Source organism: Youngiibacter multivorans (assembly GCF_017873395.1).
In the GTDB taxonomy this organism is placed as follows: domain Bacteria; phylum Bacillota; class Clostridia; order Clostridiales; family Clostridiaceae; genus Youngiibacter; species Youngiibacter multivorans.
In genome coordinates this window covers 60,595-78,980 of the sequence record NZ_JAGGKC010000007.1, presented here as the reverse complement: position 1 = coordinate 78,980, position 18,386 = coordinate 60,595, and the positions used below count along the sequence as shown (strand labels likewise).

Here is an 18,386-nt window from a genome sequence, read left to right as displayed (position 1 = left end):
ATGGGTCCGGTTTTCGGGCACAGGAAACAAGGGGATACCCCTTTGCATCCATATGCTGAAAACACCCATAGCCAGGCAGTTAATGGCTGCCTCGTAGAAACTTCCCGTCCATATCACGAGAATTATATGAGAGAATCCTTATTGAATACATGATACTAAATTAGTGAACGATAATCAAGATTTTTCAAAAAATGTTCGTAAAATTAACGTATTATCTTTGTGTCAGCCCTGAGACGCTTTCTTGTGAAAGCCTTGTTATTGATTCAACCGCAAGGCTTATCGTCGCTTCGACGTCATCGGGGCAGGCGTAGTTGTAGTGGGTATGGACGTACCTTGAAGGAATTCCAAGGACGAGAACTGGCACCGCCTTATGAGAGATATGTATCCTTCCTGCATCTGTGGAGCCACGCCTTCTTACCGCTGATTGGTATCTGATGCCTGATTCCTCTGCTATGGCTTTGGCATATGCGATAAATTTTGGGTTGCTGACATAGCTCTGGTCGAAATGTCTTATCTGGGTGCCATTTCCTAGAACTCCCTGAGCCTTATCTCTGTCAGACAGAAAATCATCTGAGGGAGAACCCTCGAATACTATGGCGAGGTCAGGCCTTGTGACCTTGCCTGTAACTTCAGCCCCACGCATGCCTACCTCTTCCTGGGATGCGAAGCAGCCGATGACATCAACATTTAGTTCTGCATCCTTTAATCTTCTGAGGGTCTCGATGATAGCGTAGCATCCCAGTCTGTTATCGAATGCCTTTCCCATCAGGAATCCGTTCCTTGTGGTTTCAAACCGCACATCCGGAGCAACCGGGTCACCGGGCTGTATGCCATAAAGGTTAATTACTTCCTCCCTGTTTCTTGCCCCCACATCGATCATCATGGTCTCGAAGTCTGGGACAGAGGACTTCTCAGCTTCGGTCATGAAGTGCGGAGGCCTGGAGGTTATTATCCCCGGTATTATTTCTCCTTTAGAGTTCCTGATAATCACCTTGTGGGCAGGAACGTTTGAAGCAATCCATCCTCCGAGGTTAACAAAACCTATCAGGCCGTTTCCAGCTATGTACTGGACCATGAAGCCAACTTCGTCCAGATGGGCATCGAGCATGACTATTGGTCTCGAGCCTTTGTTTGTATTAAGTGAAACATACAGATTGTTCATCGGATCCGTTGCATGATTGAAGCCTTCAAGGGCTTCTGTTATGACTGAAACTACATCATCCTCGAATCCAGAAGGACCGAAGGCGTTAGAAAGTCTTCCTATGAGCTCTGTATCTGTCATGTTATGGTCTCCTTTTGGAATAAGAGTGTATTTAATATATTTTCAGTATACCACTTGGCTCATTTAAAAAATATTTTATTAATATTTTTCAGAAAAATGTGGGAATCATTCGCGTTTTTGAAGAAGATGTACCCCTCCAGAGTACAAATGTTTATCAATATCCGGAAAATTCAAAGCACAATTTACCGTAATGATAAAAATATTAGATATTTTTGTTGATATGTTAAGAATTGATGAATTGAGATATTTCTTAGGCAATATGTTGACAAAAAATTGCGGAGTTGTTAAAATGCATTCAATATCCCTTTCAAATGCGATGACGGAGACAATGCCTCTAGCAAGCAGATTCAGAGAATCGATGGTTGGTGCGAATCGATGCTGCCCTTCTGGTATAATCACTCCCGAGCGTTTTCGCTGAATACTGAGTAAGCGGGAACGGTATGCCCCGTTATAGGCAAGAGTTTGATTGAACTTGATTGAGCGCTGGCTGATGCTGGCATTAGGGTGGTACCGCGGAAAGTTTTCGCCCCTGCATTTGATGTAGGGGTTTTTATTTTACCTTGAAAACATAGAGAAGAAAGGAGCGCCCGGAAGTTTCGGGCTGTGTGGAACGAATGGAAAGATACGTAGTGTCGATACTGGTAGTTAATGAGCCGGGAGTTCTGTCAAGGATATCCGGACTGTTCAGCAGAAGAGGCTACAACATTGAGAGCCTTACTGTAGGAAGGACAGAAAACCCTGAGGTTTCAAGGATTACTGTCTCTCTCACCTGCGATACCTCAACGCTGGAGCAGATAATCAAGCAATCGCAGAAACTGTATGTGGTACTGGGGGTCGAGGAATTGAAGACAAAGGATAGTGTATACAGGGAGCTTGCTCTGGTCAAGGTCAGGGCAAACGAGGAGGCCAGGTCACCGATAAGAGGTGTGGTCGACATATTCAGGGCAAGCATTGTAGATATAGCCCCTGAGAGCCTGATTGTAGAAATAACAGGTGACGGAGACAAGATAGATGCATTCATAAAGCTTGTTGAACCATACGGGATAATTGAAATGACAAGGACCGGACTTACAGCACTCGGAAGGGGAAGTCAGGGAATCACAGGTATAAAAGCCAACTAATTAAATTTACATAGCAAAAAAATAAAAGAATAACAGGAGGAAAAGAAAAATGGCGGTAATGTATTACGAGAAGGATTGCAACAGACAGGCACTTGAAGGAAAGACGGTGGCAATAATAGGCTACGGATCCCAGGGACATGCGCATGCGCTTAATCTCAAGGAGTCAGGAGTAAACGTAGTCGTTGGATTGTACGAAGGCAGCAAGTCCTGGAAGCTTGCAGAGGAAAACGGACTTAAGGTAGCTACAGCGTTCGATGCTGCAAAGGAAGCAGACATCATAATGATGCTCGTTCCGGACGAGAAGCAGGCTGACATATACAACACAAGTGTAAGACCGAATCTTACTGCCGGTAAGAGTCTTGCATTTGCACATGGCTTCAATATCCACTATTGCCAGATCGTTCCTCCTGCAGACGTCGATGTTTTCATGGCAGCTCCAAAGGGACCTGGCCATACAGTTAGAAGTCAGTTCGTTGAAGGCAGGGGAGTTCCTTGTCTCATAGCTGTATATCAGGATGCCTCAGGCAAGGCCAAGGAGACTGCACTTGCGTACACTCTCGGAATAGGCGGAGCAAGAGCAGGAGTACTTGAGACAACCTTCAAGGAAGAGACAGAAACAGACCTTTTCGGTGAGCAGGCAGTACTTTGCGGAGGAGTAACAGCCCTCATGAAGGCAGGCTTCGAGACACTTGTCAACGCTGGATATCAGCCTGAAAGCGCATATTTCGAGTGCGTGCACGAGATGAAGCTAATAATCGACCTTGTAGTACAGGGCGGACTAAACTACATGAGATACTCAATATCTGATACTGCTGAATTTGGAGACTACTCCATAGGCGACAGGATAATAACTGACGAGACCAAGAAGGAAATGAAGAAGGTCCTTAATGAGATACAGGACGGAACATTCGCAAAGAACTGGATACTTGAGAACAAGGCTAACAGGCCTGCATTCCTTTCAAGAAGAAGGATAGAGCAGGACCTTCAGGTGGAGCATGTAGGCAAGGAACTCAGAAAGATGATGAGCTGGAACAAATAGGGATCACTGATCCTACAACAAAAGAGGTGACATGAATTGGACAGGAAAATCTCAGTATTCGATTCAACTCTGAGGGATGGAGCTCAGGGAGAGGGTATTTCTTTCTCTGCTGAAGACAAGCTCAAGATAGTCAGAGCGCTTGACGCAATAGGCGTGGAATTCATAGAAGCCGGGAATCCATTCTCCAACCCCAAGGACCTGGAGTTTTTCCAGAAGGTTGCAGATATCAGGCTTGAAAATGCAAGGCTCGTGGCATTCGGATCGACCAGAAGGAAAGACATTTTGCCTGAGGATGATGACAACCTCAAGTCGATACTGCTTGCAGGGACAGAGCATATCGCCATATTCGGAAAATGCTGGGATTTCCATGTCACCGACATCATCAACACAACTCTCGAAGAGAATCTCAGGATGATATCAGACACGATTGGTTTCCTGACTGAGCGGGGCAAGGCAGTATTCTTCGATGCGGAGCACTTCTTCGACGGCTACAAGAACAACAGGGAATATGCCATGAAAGCATTGAAGGCAGCAAGTGATGCCGGTGCAAGAAGCCTTGTGCTATGCGACACCAACGGCGGGTGCCTTCCCCATGAGATATCCGAGATGACAAAGGCAGTAGTTGATGCCTTTGATATTCCTGTGGGAATCCATTGTCATAATGATTCCGGCTGCGCTGTTGCCAACACTCTTGCTGCGGTCTCTGAAGGTGCACAGGAAGTCCAGGGTACTTTCATTGGCTTTGGGGAAAGGTGCGGCAATGCAAACCTCACAACTGTGATAGCTAACCTTCAGCAGAAGATGGGCTTCAGCGCGATTCCTTCGGAATCCATGGAGCATCTTACAGAAACTGCAAGGCTCATCGGAGAGACCGCAAATATCAGCTTTGATGAGAATATGCCATATGTGGGAAGGAATGCCTTCTCCCATAAGGGTGGCATGCATATCGACGCAGCAATGAAGAACACGAGGAGCTTCGAACATATCGAGCCATCTGTGGTCGGCAACTCCAGAAGGTTCCTAATGTCGGAGGTATCAGGAAGAAGCACTGTCATCAAGAACATACAGAAGATAGCACCGAACATAAGTAAAGACTCGGAAGAGACTAGGATGATCATTAAGAGGCTCAAGGAGCTGGAACACATTGGCTACCAGTTCGAGGGTGCAGAAAGCTCCTTCGAGCTGCTGATAAGGAAACAGCTCGGCAAGTATAAGCCATTCTTTGACCTGGTGGATTTCAAGATCATCGGTGAAAGAGGGCAGGAAGCCGGAGAGCACAGCGCGTATGCAATGGTAAAGATAAACGTTGAGGGTACAACCAAGATGTCTGCAGCTGAAGGTGACGGACCGGTTAACGCTCTGGACAAGGCTCTAAGGGAATGTCTGGAGAACTTCTATCCCGTGCTGAAGAAGACAAGCCTCACCGACTACAAGGTAAGGGTATTGGATTCAAGGGATGCGACAGCATCCAAGGTAAGGGTGCTTATCAGCACTACAGACGGAGTGAACGAGTGGACAACCATCGGCGTATCCAAGGACATAATAGGCGCCAGCCTTACTGCACTTGTGGACGCCATAGAGATAAAGCTTCTGAGGGAGCTTGAACTGAAGATCAGGAACTATATGTGACAAACGGAGGAAAACAAATGGGAATGACAATGACTCAAAAGATCCTTGCCAGCCACGCAGGCCTTGCGGAAGTCAAGGCAGGACAGCTAATCATGGCTGACCTTGACCTTGTGCTCGGCAATGACATAACTACACCTGTGGCAGTCAATGAATTTGCAAAAATGAAGACCACTGAGGTCTTTGACAAGAAGAAGATTGCGATAGTACCTGACCATTTCGCGCCAAACAAGGACATCAAGGCAGCGGAGCAGTGCAAGTTCATAAGGGAATTCGCACTCGACAAGAAGATAGAGAACTATTTCGAGGTCGGAGAGATGGGCATCGAGCATGCTCTTATTCCTGAAAAGGGACTGGTTGTACCTGGTGACGTGGTCATAGGAGCAGACTCTCATACTTGCACATATGGTGCGCTTGGAGCCTTCTCGACAGGCATAGGAAGCACTGACATGGCAGCAGGAATGGCAACTGGAAAGGCGTGGTTCAAGGTACCGGAAGCTCTGAGGTTCGAGCTCACCGGAAAGCCAACCAAATGGGTAAGCGGTAAGGATGTAATACTTCATATCATCGGAATGATCGGAGTTGACGGAGCTCTCTACAAGTCAATGGAATTTACTGGAGAGGGACTTAAGAACCTTTCAATGGATTCAAGGTTCACAATGGCCAACATGGCCATAGAGGCTGGTGCCAAGAACGGTATATTCCCCGTTGATGAGAAGACCATAGAATATGTAAAGGAGCATTCTGACAGGGAATACAAGGTATTCACTGCAGACGAGGATGCTGTCTACGAGAAGGTATATGAGATAGACCTCGGGAAAGTAAGGCCGACAGTTGCCTTCCCTCACCTTCCTGACAACACAAGGACCATAGATGAAGTGGGCACCATAAAGGTGGACCAGGTAGTCATAGGTTCCTGCACGAACGGCAGGATAGAGGACATCAGGGTAGCGGCTGAAATCCTGAGAGGTAAGAAGGTTGCCAAGGGAGTGAGGGTGCTTGTTTTCCCTGGCACACAGAAGATATATCTTCAGGCAATTGAAGAGGGTCTGGTTCAGGACATTGTAAAGGCCGGAGTGGCATTCTCCACACCAACCTGCGGTCCTTGCCTGGGCGGCCACATGGGCATCCTCGCAAAGGGTGAAAAGGCTGTCTCGACGACAAACAGGAACTTCGTTGGCAGGATGGGTCATGTCGAGTCCGAGGTATATCTGGCAAGTCCTGCGGTAGCCGCGGCGTCAGCTCTGACAGGGTACATTTCGAACCCTGAGAACATATAGGGGGTATTGGAATGTTAGCTAGAGGAAAAGTATTCAAATATGGAGACAATGTCGATACAGATGTAATCATACCTGCAAGGTATCTCAACACTTCTGATGCCAAGGAGCTTGCAGCTCATTGCATGGAGGACATAGATGCTGAGTTCGGGAATAAGGTCGAGAATGGCGACATCATAGTCGCGGACAAGAACTTCGGCTGCGGTTCCTCAAGGGAGCATGCGCCGCTGGCAATAAAGACTGCAGGTGTGTCCTGCGTCATCGCGAAGACCTTTGCCAGGATATTCTACAGGAACTCAATAAACATCGGGCTTCCGATACTTGAATGCGTTGAAGCTGCTGAAAAGATTAAGGGCGGCGATGTTGTTGAGGTCAATTTCGATACTGGTGTCATCACCAACGTGACCAGAGGCGAGAGCTATCAGGGACAGGCGTTCCCGGAGTTCATGCAGGAGATAATCAAGGCAGACGGTCTTGTGAACTATATAAACAACAAAGGTTAAGGAAGGCAAGGGTGTGAGCATGGAAAAGAAGATAGCAGTCATAAAGGGCGATGGGATAGGACCGGACGTGGTCGAGCAGGCAATGGCGGTACTCGATAAGGTTTGCGAAAAGCACGGACACAAATTCGTGTATACTGAGGTCCTCGCAGGCGGAGCCTCACTGGATAAATTTGGCGTGCCGCTTACTGATGAAACCGTCAAGGTATGCAAGGCAAGCGATGCAGTGCTTCTCGGAGCCATGGGCGGACCGAAGTGGGATACGCTTCCTGGAAATCTAAGGCCTGAAGCAGGGCTGTTAAGTATTCGAAATCAGCTCGGACTCTTTGCGAACCTCAGACCTGCTGTAATGTACCAGGAGCTTAGCGGAGCATGTCCCTTGAAGGAATCGGTAACCGGTACTGAAGGACTTGATTTCGTTGTTGTAAGGGAGCTGACTGGCGGAGCATATTTCGGAAAGCGAGACACAGGCAGCGATGAGAACGGAATGTGGGCTTACGACACCATGTTCTATACCGAGAATGAAATCAGAAGGATAGTCAAGGTTGGCTTTGAGCTTGCAATGAAAAGGGACAAGAGACTTACAAGCGTTGATAAGGCTAATGTGCTGGACTCATCCAGGCTGTGGAGGAAGGTTACGCTCGAGGTGGCAAAAGACTATCCTGAGGTTAAGCTTAACCACCTGTATGTCGACAACTGCGCCATGCAGCTTGTTATAAATCCGAGACAGTTTGATGTTATTGTGACTGAGAATCTGTTCGGAGACATAATATCGGATGAATCAAGCATGATAACGGGATCGATAGGGATGCTTCCGTCAGCCAGCATGGGCGGAACATCATTTGGAATGTACGAGCCTATTCACGGCTCAGCACCTGACATAGCTGGTCAGGACAAGGCAAATCCTATAGCTACGATACTTTCAGTTGCGATGATGCTGAGGCTCTCATTCGGACTGGATGCTGAGGCTGCTGAAATAGAGGCTGCTGTCAAGAAGGTCCTTGAAGAAGGCTACAGGACAGGTGACATAATGAGCGAAGGAAAGACTCAGGTCGGAACTAAAGAGATGGGAAGTCTAATAAGGGACAGGATCTGATAAAGGGAGGAAGTAAACTTATGAGAAGCGACAGTGTCAAGAAAGGTGCTGAGAAGGCACCTCACAGGTCACTATTCAAGGCAATGGGAATGACCGAAGAGGAGATTGAACGCCCCCTTATCGGAATAGTAAGCGCCAAGAGCGAGATAGTACCAGGACATAAGCATCTGGACACAATTGTGGATGCAGTAAGGACAGGAGTCCTCATGTCAGGAGGCACTCCCATTGTGTTTCCCGCAATCGGCGTCTGTGACGGAATTTCCATGGGCCATATGGGGATGAAGTATTCACTGGTAACCAGGGAGCTTGTCGCCGACTCTGTGGAGGCAATGGCTCTTGGACACGGCTTCGATGCTCTTGTTATGGTACCTAACTGTGACAAGGTGGTTCCCGGAATGCTCATGGCGGCTGCCAGAGTCAACATACCGACGGTATTCGTGTCTGGCGGTCCCATGCTATCAATAAAGCATAAGGGGGTTGATTATGACCTTAGCCTTATGTTTGAAGCTGTAGGAGCCTTCAAGGCCGGCAACATGACGCAGGAAGAGCTGACGGAGTGCGAGAACGCAGCATGCCCGACATGCGGCTCCTGTTCAGGCATGTATACTGCAAACAGCATGAACTGCCTGAGTGAAGCCATCGGTATGGCACTGCCCGGCAACGGTACTATTCCTGCCGTTTATGCGGAAAGGGAGAGGCTAGCTAAGACTGCCGGCATGAGGGTAATGGAGATGCTTGCGAGGGACATTAAGCCCAGGGACATCATGAACACCAAGACATTCATGAATGCCCTTGCGGTAGATATGGCGCTTGGTTGCAGCACAAATTCCATGCTCCACCTTCCTGCAATAGCACACGAGGCTGGTGTTGACCTGACACTCGACCTTGCAAACGAGGTGTCCGCAAGGACTCCCAATCTCTGCAAGCTGGCACCGGCGGGACCTTACCATATGCAGGACCTGCAGGCTGCAGGAGGAGTCCATGCTGTCATAAGGGAGCTGGCTTCAAAAGGGCTTGTAGACACTAGCAACATAACTGTTACAGGCAAGACACTTGAGGAGAACCTGAAGGGTGTTAAGATTCTGGACAAATCAATAATAAGGCCTATAGACAATCCTTACAGCACTTACGGAGGTATTGCAGTCCTCAAGGGCAATGTTGCCCAGGATGGCTGCGTAGTCAAGAAATCAGCTGTAGCCCCTGAGATGCTGGTACATTCTGGACCATGCAGGGTCTTCGATTCAGAGGATGAGGCCATTGAAGCCATATATGCCGGCAAGATTGTAAAGGGTGATGTTGTTGTAATCAGGTATGAGGGACCGAAGGGCGGACCCGGAATGCGTGAGATGCTTGCACCAACCTCAGCAATAGTCGGGATGGGCCTTGACAGCGATGTTGCGCTTATAACCGACGGAAGGTTCAGCGGAGCCACAAGAGGTGCTGCAATTGGGCATATCTCCCCTGAAGCGGCTCTTGGTGGAAACATCGGACTTCTCAGGGAAGGGGACATACTTGAAATCGACATGGTGAAGGGCACAATAAACGCCAGGCTATCAGATGATGAATTCGCAAAGAGGCGTGAGACCCACAAGATACTTGAACCAAAGATCAAGACAGGCGTCCTCGCAAGGTATGCCAAGCTTGTCACATCGGCAAGCAAGGGAGCCGTGCTGAGTGCCGATTAAAGGAGACGATTGATATGATGCTAACAGGCGCACAGATAGTTATAGAGTGTCTGAAAGAACAGGGGGTCGACACTGTATTCGGGTTCCCTGGAGGAACCATCCTTAATATTTATGATGAGCTGTACAAGCACAGCAGTGAAATCAAGCATTACCTGACCTCCCATGAGCAGGGTGCTGCCCATGCCGCTGACGGGTATGCCAGGTCTACCGGTAAGGTAGGCGTGTGCCTGGCAACATCTGGACCGGGTGCTACGAACCTTGTTACAGGAATTGCAACAGCGTATATGGATTCGACTCCGATGGTAGCAATCACTGCAAACGTACCTATGAATCTTATCGGCAAGGACAGCTTCCAGGAAATAGACATCTGCGGAGTAACCATGCCCATAACCAAGCACAATTTCCTGGTAAAGGACATCAAGGACCTGGCCAGGATGCTTAGAGAGGCCTTCCATATCGCAAAAAGCGGAAGACCGGGACCTGTCCTGGTTGATATCCCTAAGGATATCACAGCACAGAAGACGGAATATACATATGAGGAGCCAAAGAAGCCTTACAAATCACTTGAAGCAGTTAATCAGTTTGACCTGGAGAATGCAGCAGACCTCCTTATGAATGCAAAGAAGCCTTTCATAATGGTTGGTGGTGGAGCGGTAATGTCTCAGGCTGAGAAGGAACTCTTCGAGTTCGCCAAGAAGCTTGATGCGCCAGTCACCTGCAGCCTCATGGGCACCGGCGCCTTCCCTGGGGAAGATCCGCTGTACACAGGAATGATAGGGATGCATGGCTCCAAGGCCTCCAATATAGGGATAACAAGATGCGACCTGCTTGTCGTAATAGGAGCAAGGTTCAGTGACAGAGTCATAGGCAGGGCGGATACCTTCGCCAAGAAGGCTGACATACTGCATATTGACATAGATCCGGCTGAAATCAACAAGAACATCACATCGGACCACTTTGTAGTTGGTGACATCAAGGAAGTCCTTGGTGCGCTCAACGCAAAAATTGAGCAGATGGACCACAAGGAATGGATCGAAGAGGTTGAATGCCTGAAGGAGAAATTCCCGCTCAAGGTCGGAGAAGGCCTGACAGGACAGTATGTCATTGAGAAGCTCTATGAGCTGACAAACGGCGATGCGCTTGTCTGCACAGAAGTCGGACAGCATCAGATGTGGGCTGCACAGTACTACAAATTCAAGAAACCAAGGCAGCTTATAACATCTGGAGGTCTCGGAACAATGGGATTCGGTATGGGAGCTGCGATAGGAACAAAGCTTGGAAACCCTGACAAGACCGTCCTTAACATAGCAGGAGACGGCTGCTTCAGGATGAACCTGAATGAGCTAATAACTGCTGTAAAGTATGACATCCCAATAGTTGTAATTGTAATCAACAACCAGGTCCTTGGAATGGTCAGGCAATGGCAGACACTCTTCTATGATGAGAGGTACTCCTATACGGATCTGGGACCAGGAATTGACTATGTCAAGCTCTGCGAAGCATTCGGGGCTGTTGGCTTCAACCTTGAAAGAAAGGAAGATGCTGATGAGATCCTTAAAAAAGCTCTTGCGACAGGCAGGCCTACAGTTGTCAACTGCGTCATAGACAAGGACTTCAAGGTATTCCCGATGGTTCCACCGGGAAAGAGCATCGATGAGCTTATACTTGACTAGAATGACAAAGTGGCAATAATTGCGATTTACATTAGCATTTTGTTACGGCTATAGATTTAACGTGGTGACTATGTTAACTAATGCGCAAAATTTTGCCGAATAGTTAAAAATAGTATTGACTTATTTTGAGAATCAAGGTAAAGTATCAATAATATCTAAAAAGGTTGTGACGGAGAAAAAACTCCACATCTTCTCTGCAGAGATCCGGCGGTTGCTGAAAGCCGGAGTGAAGACTGGAACATAACTCACTCCTGAACTGAAAGGGTGAACACTTAAGTAGCTCTTTACGGTATGTGCATACGTTATAGTGCACGGGATTAGGGATTTTCCCCGATCTGACAGAGGCTTCCGTATAGGGGGCGAACCAGGATGGTACCACGGTATATCACCCGTTCCTGGGATACAATTAATTGTATCCCAGGGGCGGGTTTTTTGTTTACAAGCAAGTGGAGAGGGAGGCATCGAACACCATCATCTGTAGGGATCGAACATAAGAAATAAAATAAAATAATTAAATAACAGGGATATAAAACTTTTCGTAATTTTGCAACTAAGGAAGACACTGCTGGCAAAGGCCGGATAATCAGATCAAGGCATGCAATCAAAAAACAGAAGATAAAAATTAAGGACAAGAATCAAAAGCAGGCATCATAATTCTGTAACTAAAGTCAAATCATGGAGGTATGAGATGGAGAAGATGATAAGAGTATTCGATACGACATTAAGGGATGGTGAACAGTCACCAGGCTGCAGCATGAACCTGGAAGAGAAGATAGTAATGGCGAAGCAGCTTGAAGCCTTGAAGGTCGATATCATCGAGGCAGGATTCGCCATAGCATCTCCCGGAGATTTCAGGTCGGTCAAGGAAATATCAAGAGTGATAAAGGACTCGACAGTGGCATCACTTTCGAGGACCCTCGAGAAGGACATCTGGAGCTCCTATGAGGCTCTGAAGGATGCTGTAAGCCCGAGAATCCACACGTTTATAGCTACTTCGGACATACATATGAAATACAAGCTGAAGCAGACACCTGAAGAGGTTGTCGAGAGTGCAGTGGCTGGTGTGAAATACGCAAAGAGGTTCATAAGTGATGTTGAATTCTCCTGCGAGGATGCTACAAGGTCCAGGAAGGAATTCCTCTACAGGATAATAAAGGATGTCATAGATGCCGGAGCGACCGTCATTAACATTCCAGATACTGTGGGATATGCAACTCCCTTTGAGATGTTCAACCTGATAAAGGACATCAAGGAGAACGTGCCGAACATACACAAGGCACAGATCTCGGTGCACTGTCACAATGACCTGGGGCTTGGAGTGGCGAACACTCTGTACGCGGTCCTTGCAGGGGCCGACCAGGTGGAATGCACCATGAACGGCATTGGAGAGAGGGCGGGCAATGCATCTCTTGAAGAAATAGTCATGGCTCTCTCCACCAGGAGAGACTACTACAATGCCATTACAAGGATAGACACGACACAGATAATGAAGGCAAGCAAGCTGCTGACTTCCATAACGGGTGTCGCTGTTCAGCCAAACAAGGCGATAGTAGGGGCAAACGCATTCTCCCATGAGGCCGGAATCCATCAGCATGGAATGCTTGAGAACAGGAGTACCTATGAGATCATGACCCCTGAGTCAGTAGGCCTGAACGTATCAAAGATGGTTCTTGGAAAGCACTCAGGCAGGCATGCCTTTAAGGACAGAATTGTCACCTTAGGCTATGAGCTCACAGATGATGAGATTGATGCAGCATTCAAGGAGTTCAAGATCCTTGCTGACAAGAAGAAGCAGGTATTCGATGAAGATATCGTGTCCATCATTGAAAGGGATGACCAGAACGACCAGGTATTTACTCTTGAGAAATTTGATATTGTCAGCAGGAAGGGCAGACCTTCAGAGGCAACAGTATGGGTCAGGAAACAGAATGAGACTATGGAGGCTGTGGAATATGGCGATGGACCTGTGGATGCTTCGTTCAAGGCTGTGGAGAAGATTGTAGGGAAGGAACTCGAGCTTCTTGATTACACTCTGCATAGCATTACTGAAGGCCAGGACGCAATGGGCAAGGCGACGGTCAAGATCCAGGACGGTGAATACACTTACAATGGCAAGGGCGTAAGCACTGATGTAGTTGAAGCGAGCATCAAGGCATTTATTGATGCCATAAACAAATCGATGAAAAACGGGAAGAAGCATGAGGAAAGAATGACAGTATAGCTTATTCCGGGCTAATGGCTATTAATGATGGAACATAGGATAATGGTGGACTAATGTCAAGCCTCAGCTTAATGCGAGGGTAATAACAAAAGCATTTTGAAGAACAAAAGATAACGAAAATCCCCTTATGAAGAGGACCCGTCTGAATCAGACGGGTCCTCGCAGCATATTCATAAAAATATTGAAAGTACGGGAACTGTAATCAGTGAAAGTATGGTTGTGGTGAATACGATCTTTGACCCGAAGCTGAAATCAGCCCCGTATTTTTCAGCAAGTATGGCAGCTGTGCTGCCAACGGGCATTCCTGTAAGGAGGACCGTAACTGCAGTGATCAGAGGATCAGTTCCAATCGCCTTCAGCGCCAGGAGGACAATTCCTGGCAGCAGGATGAGCCTCAAGACCGTCATGTACACGACATCCCTATCCAGGAGATCTCGGATGCTTATTTCTGCAAGAATGGTTCCAATGAGTATCATAGACATGGGCATTGTGGCGTTGCCTACGCTCTTGAGTGCTGTTGAAAGGCTCGGATGTATAGGTACCTGAAGAAGCATCCTTGCGGCACCGAGCTCGACGGCGATTATCCCCGGGTTTAGAAGGACATTCTTTACCTTGGTCCTGAAGTCTGCTTCAGTGAATAGTGAGATGCCTGCAGACCACATGAGGATCCTTAATGGGATGATATATATAGATGCGTAGAATAGGCCAAGCTCACCGTATGCATAATAGATCATAGGCATTCCTGCAAAGGCTGAATTGCTGATCAGGGTGCCATATTGCATTAGGCTTCTTCTCCTGTAGGGATAATTTCTAAAGAGCACTTTTCCAAGGATGTAAGAGAATATAGCTACTGTGAATGAAATCATAAGTAGTATCATCGTTGATTTTAGCTGCTCGCTTGTTATCTGTTCCGAGAATGACATGAATATCATGCATGGGAGGAGTATGTAGATGACGAAGTTAGTATAACTGGGCCTTGTCTCAGGAGTTATAATCTTGACCTTTCTGGCTATGAAGCCCACAATTAGATATACAAGGAGAACTCCCTGTATCTCTGCCATCTTTAGAAAACCTTCCATAACCTTCCCCCTTGCTGCTGCTATTATTTATTGTATCACTTTGAGAAGTGCAGACAAGATTAATTATGTCAAATTGTCTGTGTTTTTGACAATCAGGTATAATACTTATGAATATAGTTAAGGAAGTGATTGCTATGATTTGCATTACAGGAGACGTACATGGCTGGGAGTGGAGGTTCGATGAAGATAGGTGCCCTTATCTCAAGGGACTGGGTGAGGGAGATTTTCTCATAGTTGCCGGTGATTTTGGATTCGTGTTCCTGAATGACCAGAGGGAAAGGAATTTCCTTGATACTTTAGCAAAGCTTCCTTATACAGTGCTATTCATTGACGGAAACCATGAGAACTTTGATACGCTATTCAAGTACCCTCTGGAGATGTGGAACGGTGGAAAGGTCCATTTCATACGGGAGAATGTCATCCATCTGATGAGGGGTCAGGTATACTCTATTGAAGGAAAGAAATTCTTCACATTCGGGGGAGGCTACAGCATAGACAAATATTTAAGAAGAGAAGGAGTATCCTGGTGGGCGGAGGAAATGCCTAGCCTTGCAGAATATGAGGAAGGGATGAAGAATCTTGAGAAACATAGCTTCAAGGTGGATTACATCATTACCCATGCTGCTCCTGAGTCTGTAATGAACATGATTTTTCCGAACCACGATCCCGAAAAGGAACTTAACCTATACCTTGAAAGGGTTAAGCAGCTGACCGGGTTCAGGCACTGGTATTTTGCCCATCTCCATATGGAGGAGGATTACCCTGGTAACTTCACAATGCTATACACAAACGGTATATTCATATGATAGAAATCATAATGCTCACCGTTCAAGGAATAGCATTGTGGGATATATCCTTTCCATGAAGTCATCAGGGAACTGGAGGTCCATAAAAGCCTCGATGGATGTTGAAGGCGGCTCTCCGTAATGCTTCTCTGAATATCTTGCTACAGCAAGGCTTTTGACAAGCATATCAGCTGACAACAGGGTGCAAAATACAAGTGTAGCTAATGATGTAGTCCTCCTTCCTACGCTGTCATAGATCCTGCAGACCATGGGGTATACCTTGTACACGATAAGCATGGCGGACAATCCCCAGACAAGTGAATAGAGAATGTCTGTCCTGCCTGTGCCGAAGCTCAGAACATGTGAAGAGTAGTCCCAGGAGTAGCTGCCTAGGATATTTTCATGCAGGACTCCGGCTGAAAATTCGAAAATCGAACCGGTTGCGCTATAAAAAAGAAATTTGGCAAGGTGAGTACTGTTTCTGACGAATCTGTAAAGAAGGACGGATAGGAGTGCTCCAATTCCATAGATCTGTGAAAACGGACCATAAATCAGGCCGGCTTTGCTCTGAAATGACCCAAACTCCAAAAAGGCAATCAGGGTTTCGAATATGTATCCAACCAGGCAGAAACCGAGAAAAAGCCAGAACAGATTGCCAAAAGCAAGCTTATCAACCCTGACTTCATGATTGGAACTTGAAATCTGGATTAACTTTCCATTTAGCTTCAAGGTCCTCATCTTAATCATCTCCTGATACTGATGGCCTTCTTTCACATTGAGAATAGTCCGGATTAATGGGAAATGCAACAAAGTTACGTGAACAAAACTGTTAACAATCATGGGATGGTTTCTAAGTTGAATCCATTTTTTCAAGTGGGTACTTTCTGTAATCGACTGGTATTAAAATAGGCTCAGCATTAGTTCAATGGTATGATTAACTGGAATCATATGTGACAAGGAGATATGGAGGTCACATCAATGTTCGAGAATGGTATTTGACAATGCGAAATATTTTTTGAAAACCTATTCACAAACCCTTTTCAGTATGTTATTATCAGTTCATAAATAAAGACTGGCAGGTAGATATGGATAGAACGGGTAGAGTACAATCAATTGACAGGGCAGTTATGATACTTAAGTGCTTCTCTGAAAGAAACAGGGAACTCAGTCTTGCAGAAATTGCAGAAAGGCTTGACATAAATAAGAGCACTATTCATGGAATAATCAGCACACTAAAATATCATGGTTTGATTGCTCAGGATGATCGAAGCCAAAAGTACCGTTTAGGGCTTGGTTTGATGGAACTTGGAGCTATAGTATCAAATAGTATGGATGTTAATGAAATTGCAGAACCATACCTTGCTGATTTGTGCAATAAGCTTGATGAGACAGTACATATGTGTTTACTAGATGACAAAGATGTCGTATATATAGGAAAAAAAGAATCAAATCAGTCAATTAGAATTATAACGAAGATAGGCTCAAGGATACCAGCGTACTGTACAGGAGTAGGGAAGGCTATACTAGCCAATTTGGAATATGATGAAGTAGAGAGGCATCTTCCTGAGAACCTTGACAAGAAAGCACCGAAAACAATTACGGATAAAAAAGAACTCATAGTAGAATTGAGTAAAATCAAGTCAAGGGGATACTCGATTGATGATGAAGAATATACACAGGGTCTTTACTGCGTAGCTGCACCGATATTCGATAGGTTTGGAAATGTCAAGTATGCTATAAGCACTTCAGGACCGACATTAAGGATGACAGATGCCAAAAAGGACAGTGCGATAAAACTTGTAACTGAAGCAGCACAAGAAATATCAAGGAAATTAGGTTATGAAGGATAGTTAAGTGCAGAAATGCACTTAATTACACAATATAAATGAGAATGGTGTTCGGCAATGCTGAATATGTGCGTTAAGTTTTGGGGATAAGCTGATGAAGTTGCATAGAATACTATCAAATTACAGATTTGATTTCAGGTTAGTCAAATTAAACTTTCATGGTACTAGGAGCCAGGAATAATATTTCACAGGACTTAATGGAAATTGAAATTACTATTTTGATTCTGCTTTTTGTGATACAATTACGACGTTTAGAAAACGGTTTGACATAGGGGCTAAATACCCCATAAATTATTTCTATAATTCAAAATGGCATTCAGCAATGTCGAAAGGGATGAAAAATGAACGATATCAGGGACACTATTTTCAAAGGGATTTTTGATCGCAAAGTTATAGCAACAATAACAGCTGAGAAAGGTGGATGTCTTTCAGGAATAGTTGAGGCTGAAAAAGCAGCTTTGGAAATTGGCATCGAAATTGGATTCTACAAAAATGAAGGGGATGAACTTAATCCTTGTGATAAGATAGCCTGGGTATCAGGAAGTCCCAAGCAGATTACTGTTGCAGAAGATAGAATTATTGGTTGCATGTCCAAATATTCAGGGATAGCGACCGCTGCGAGAAGAGCAGTGAGATTAGCTGACGGGCGGGTAAGAATTGTTTCAGGATCATTAAAGAAAATGCCTAATGAAATAAAGGGTTCCATACGCAAAGCAATTGCTACTGGAGGAGCAGATGTAAGGATTAGCCGTACTCCTATGGTTTATCTGGATAAAAATTATATTAGAATGCTTGGGTCAATAAAAGATGCACTTAAATCAGTAGATGAACTAGACAACCTTGTGAAAGTAATTCAAATAAAGGGGAAGGATAAGTCTGTAGTAGAAGAAACGTTAGAAGCTATAGAAGGTGGATGTAATTTGCTGATGGTTGATACTGGGAATATTGCTGATCTCGACGAATGCCTAAAGACGCTTGAATTTACTGGGAAGGGTGGAGAAGTAAAGGTAGCTTTCTCTGGTGGAATTAAGATAGATGATATTCCAGAACTATGTAGTTACAAGATTGAAGCGCTGTGTATTGGGAAGGAAATTGTGGATGCATTATTACTTGATATGAAATTGGATGTGGCTACAGATATGGAAGGTGAATGAA

The 18,386-nt window shown here is 45.8% G+C and carries 15 protein-coding genes, 1 riboswitch and 2 other annotated features; of the genes, 12 read left to right on the top strand and 3 right to left on the bottom strand.

Features of this window, described 5'->3' with window-relative positions; translation table 11 throughout:
• Window positions 1-48: 48 nt before the first annotated feature.
• Window positions 49-150, bottom strand: a riboswitch (purine riboswitch).
• Between the two features lie 61 nt (window positions 151-211).
• The gene (locus J2Z34_RS05685) at window positions 212-1,282 is read right to left on the bottom strand and encodes a M42 family metallopeptidase (RefSeq protein ID WP_209458904.1); all 1,071 of its coding nucleotides are present in this window, start codon (window positions 1,280-1,282) and stop codon (window positions 212-214) included.
• Between the two features lie 307 nt (window positions 1,283-1,589).
• Window positions 1,590-1,816, top strand: a binding site (T-box leader).
• Window positions 1,817-1,896: 80 nt separating this feature from the next.
• Here J2Z34_RS05685 and ilvN point away from each other — a divergent pair.
• From ilvN to J2Z34_RS05640, 9 genes are all read left to right on the top strand, one after another.
• The gene (gene ilvN / locus J2Z34_RS05680) at window positions 1,897-2,403 is read left to right on the top strand and encodes an acetolactate synthase small subunit (protein WP_209458903.1); all 507 of its coding nucleotides are present in this window, start codon (window positions 1,897-1,899) and stop codon (window positions 2,401-2,403) included.
• Window positions 2,404-2,452: 49 nt separating this feature from the next.
• A complete protein-coding gene (ilvC, locus tag J2Z34_RS05675) occupies window positions 2,453-3,442 on the top strand; it encodes a ketol-acid reductoisomerase (protein WP_209458902.1) in 990 nt (329 codons plus the stop codon).
• Between the two features lie 36 nt (window positions 3,443-3,478).
• Window positions 3,479-5,071, top strand: coding sequence for a citramalate synthase (cimA, locus tag J2Z34_RS05670; protein ID WP_209458901.1), 1,593 nt, complete (start codon window positions 3,479-3,481; stop codon window positions 5,069-5,071).
• Between the two features lie 17 nt (window positions 5,072-5,088).
• On the top strand, window positions 5,089-6,348 hold the full coding sequence (gene leuC, locus J2Z34_RS05665; RefSeq protein ID WP_209458900.1) for a 3-isopropylmalate dehydratase large subunit: 1,260 nt from the start codon (window positions 5,089-5,091) through the stop codon (window positions 6,346-6,348).
• 11 nt (window positions 6,349-6,359) lie between these two features.
• Window positions 6,360-6,848, top strand: coding sequence for a 3-isopropylmalate dehydratase small subunit (gene leuD / locus J2Z34_RS05660; RefSeq protein WP_209458899.1), 489 nt, complete (start codon window positions 6,360-6,362; stop codon window positions 6,846-6,848).
• Between the two features lie 19 nt (window positions 6,849-6,867).
• The gene (leuB, locus tag J2Z34_RS05655; RefSeq protein ID WP_209458898.1) at window positions 6,868-7,941 is read left to right on the top strand and encodes a 3-isopropylmalate dehydrogenase; all 1,074 of its coding nucleotides are present in this window, start codon (window positions 6,868-6,870) and stop codon (window positions 7,939-7,941) included.
• A gap of 20 nt (window positions 7,942-7,961) precedes the next feature.
• Window positions 7,962-9,626: a dihydroxy-acid dehydratase gene (gene ilvD, locus J2Z34_RS05650; RefSeq protein ID WP_209458897.1), complete on the top strand. Its 1,665-nt coding sequence runs from the start codon at window positions 7,962-7,964 to the stop codon at window positions 9,624-9,626.
• 14 nt (window positions 9,627-9,640) lie between these two features.
• Window positions 9,641-11,299, top strand: coding sequence for a biosynthetic-type acetolactate synthase large subunit (gene ilvB / locus J2Z34_RS05645; RefSeq protein ID WP_209458896.1), 1,659 nt, complete (start codon window positions 9,641-9,643; stop codon window positions 11,297-11,299).
• 157 nt (window positions 11,300-11,456) lie between these two features.
• Window positions 11,457-11,699: a binding site (T-box leader), on the top strand.
• A gap of 288 nt (window positions 11,700-11,987) precedes the next feature.
• Window positions 11,988-13,520, top strand: a complete 1,533-nt coding sequence (locus tag J2Z34_RS05640; protein ID WP_209458895.1) for a 2-isopropylmalate synthase — start codon at window positions 11,988-11,990, stop codon at window positions 13,518-13,520.
• 170 nt (window positions 13,521-13,690) lie between these two features.
• On the opposite strand, the gene J2Z34_RS05635 is transcribed toward J2Z34_RS05640, so the two are convergent.
• Window positions 13,691-14,599, bottom strand: a complete 909-nt coding sequence (locus J2Z34_RS05635; protein ID WP_209458894.1) for an AEC family transporter — start codon at window positions 14,597-14,599, stop codon at window positions 13,691-13,693.
• 134 nt (window positions 14,600-14,733) lie between these two features.
• Here J2Z34_RS05635 and J2Z34_RS05630 point away from each other — a divergent pair, with 134 nt between their 5' ends.
• A complete protein-coding gene (locus J2Z34_RS05630; protein ID WP_209458893.1) occupies window positions 14,734-15,405 on the top strand; it encodes a metallophosphoesterase family protein in 672 nt (223 codons plus the stop codon).
• A gap of 15 nt (window positions 15,406-15,420) precedes the next feature.
• On the opposite strand, the gene J2Z34_RS05625 is transcribed toward J2Z34_RS05630, so the two are convergent.
• Window positions 15,421-16,122: a putative ABC transporter permease gene (locus J2Z34_RS05625; protein ID WP_209458892.1), complete on the bottom strand. Its 702-nt coding sequence runs from the start codon at window positions 16,120-16,122 to the stop codon at window positions 15,421-15,423.
• 347 nt (window positions 16,123-16,469) lie between these two features.
• On the opposite strand from J2Z34_RS05625, the gene J2Z34_RS05620 reads away from it, so the two are divergent.
• Window positions 16,470-17,234 (top strand): IclR family transcriptional regulator, encoded by a 765-nt coding sequence (locus J2Z34_RS05620; RefSeq protein WP_209458891.1) that lies wholly within the window; start codon window positions 16,470-16,472, stop codon window positions 17,232-17,234.
• A 338-nt stretch (window positions 17,235-17,572) separates the two neighbouring features.
• Complete coding sequence (locus J2Z34_RS05615; RefSeq protein ID WP_209458890.1) at window positions 17,573-18,385, top strand: beta/alpha barrel domain-containing protein; 813 nt, start codon at window positions 17,573-17,575, stop codon at window positions 18,383-18,385.
• Window position 18,386: the final 1 nt, after the last annotated feature.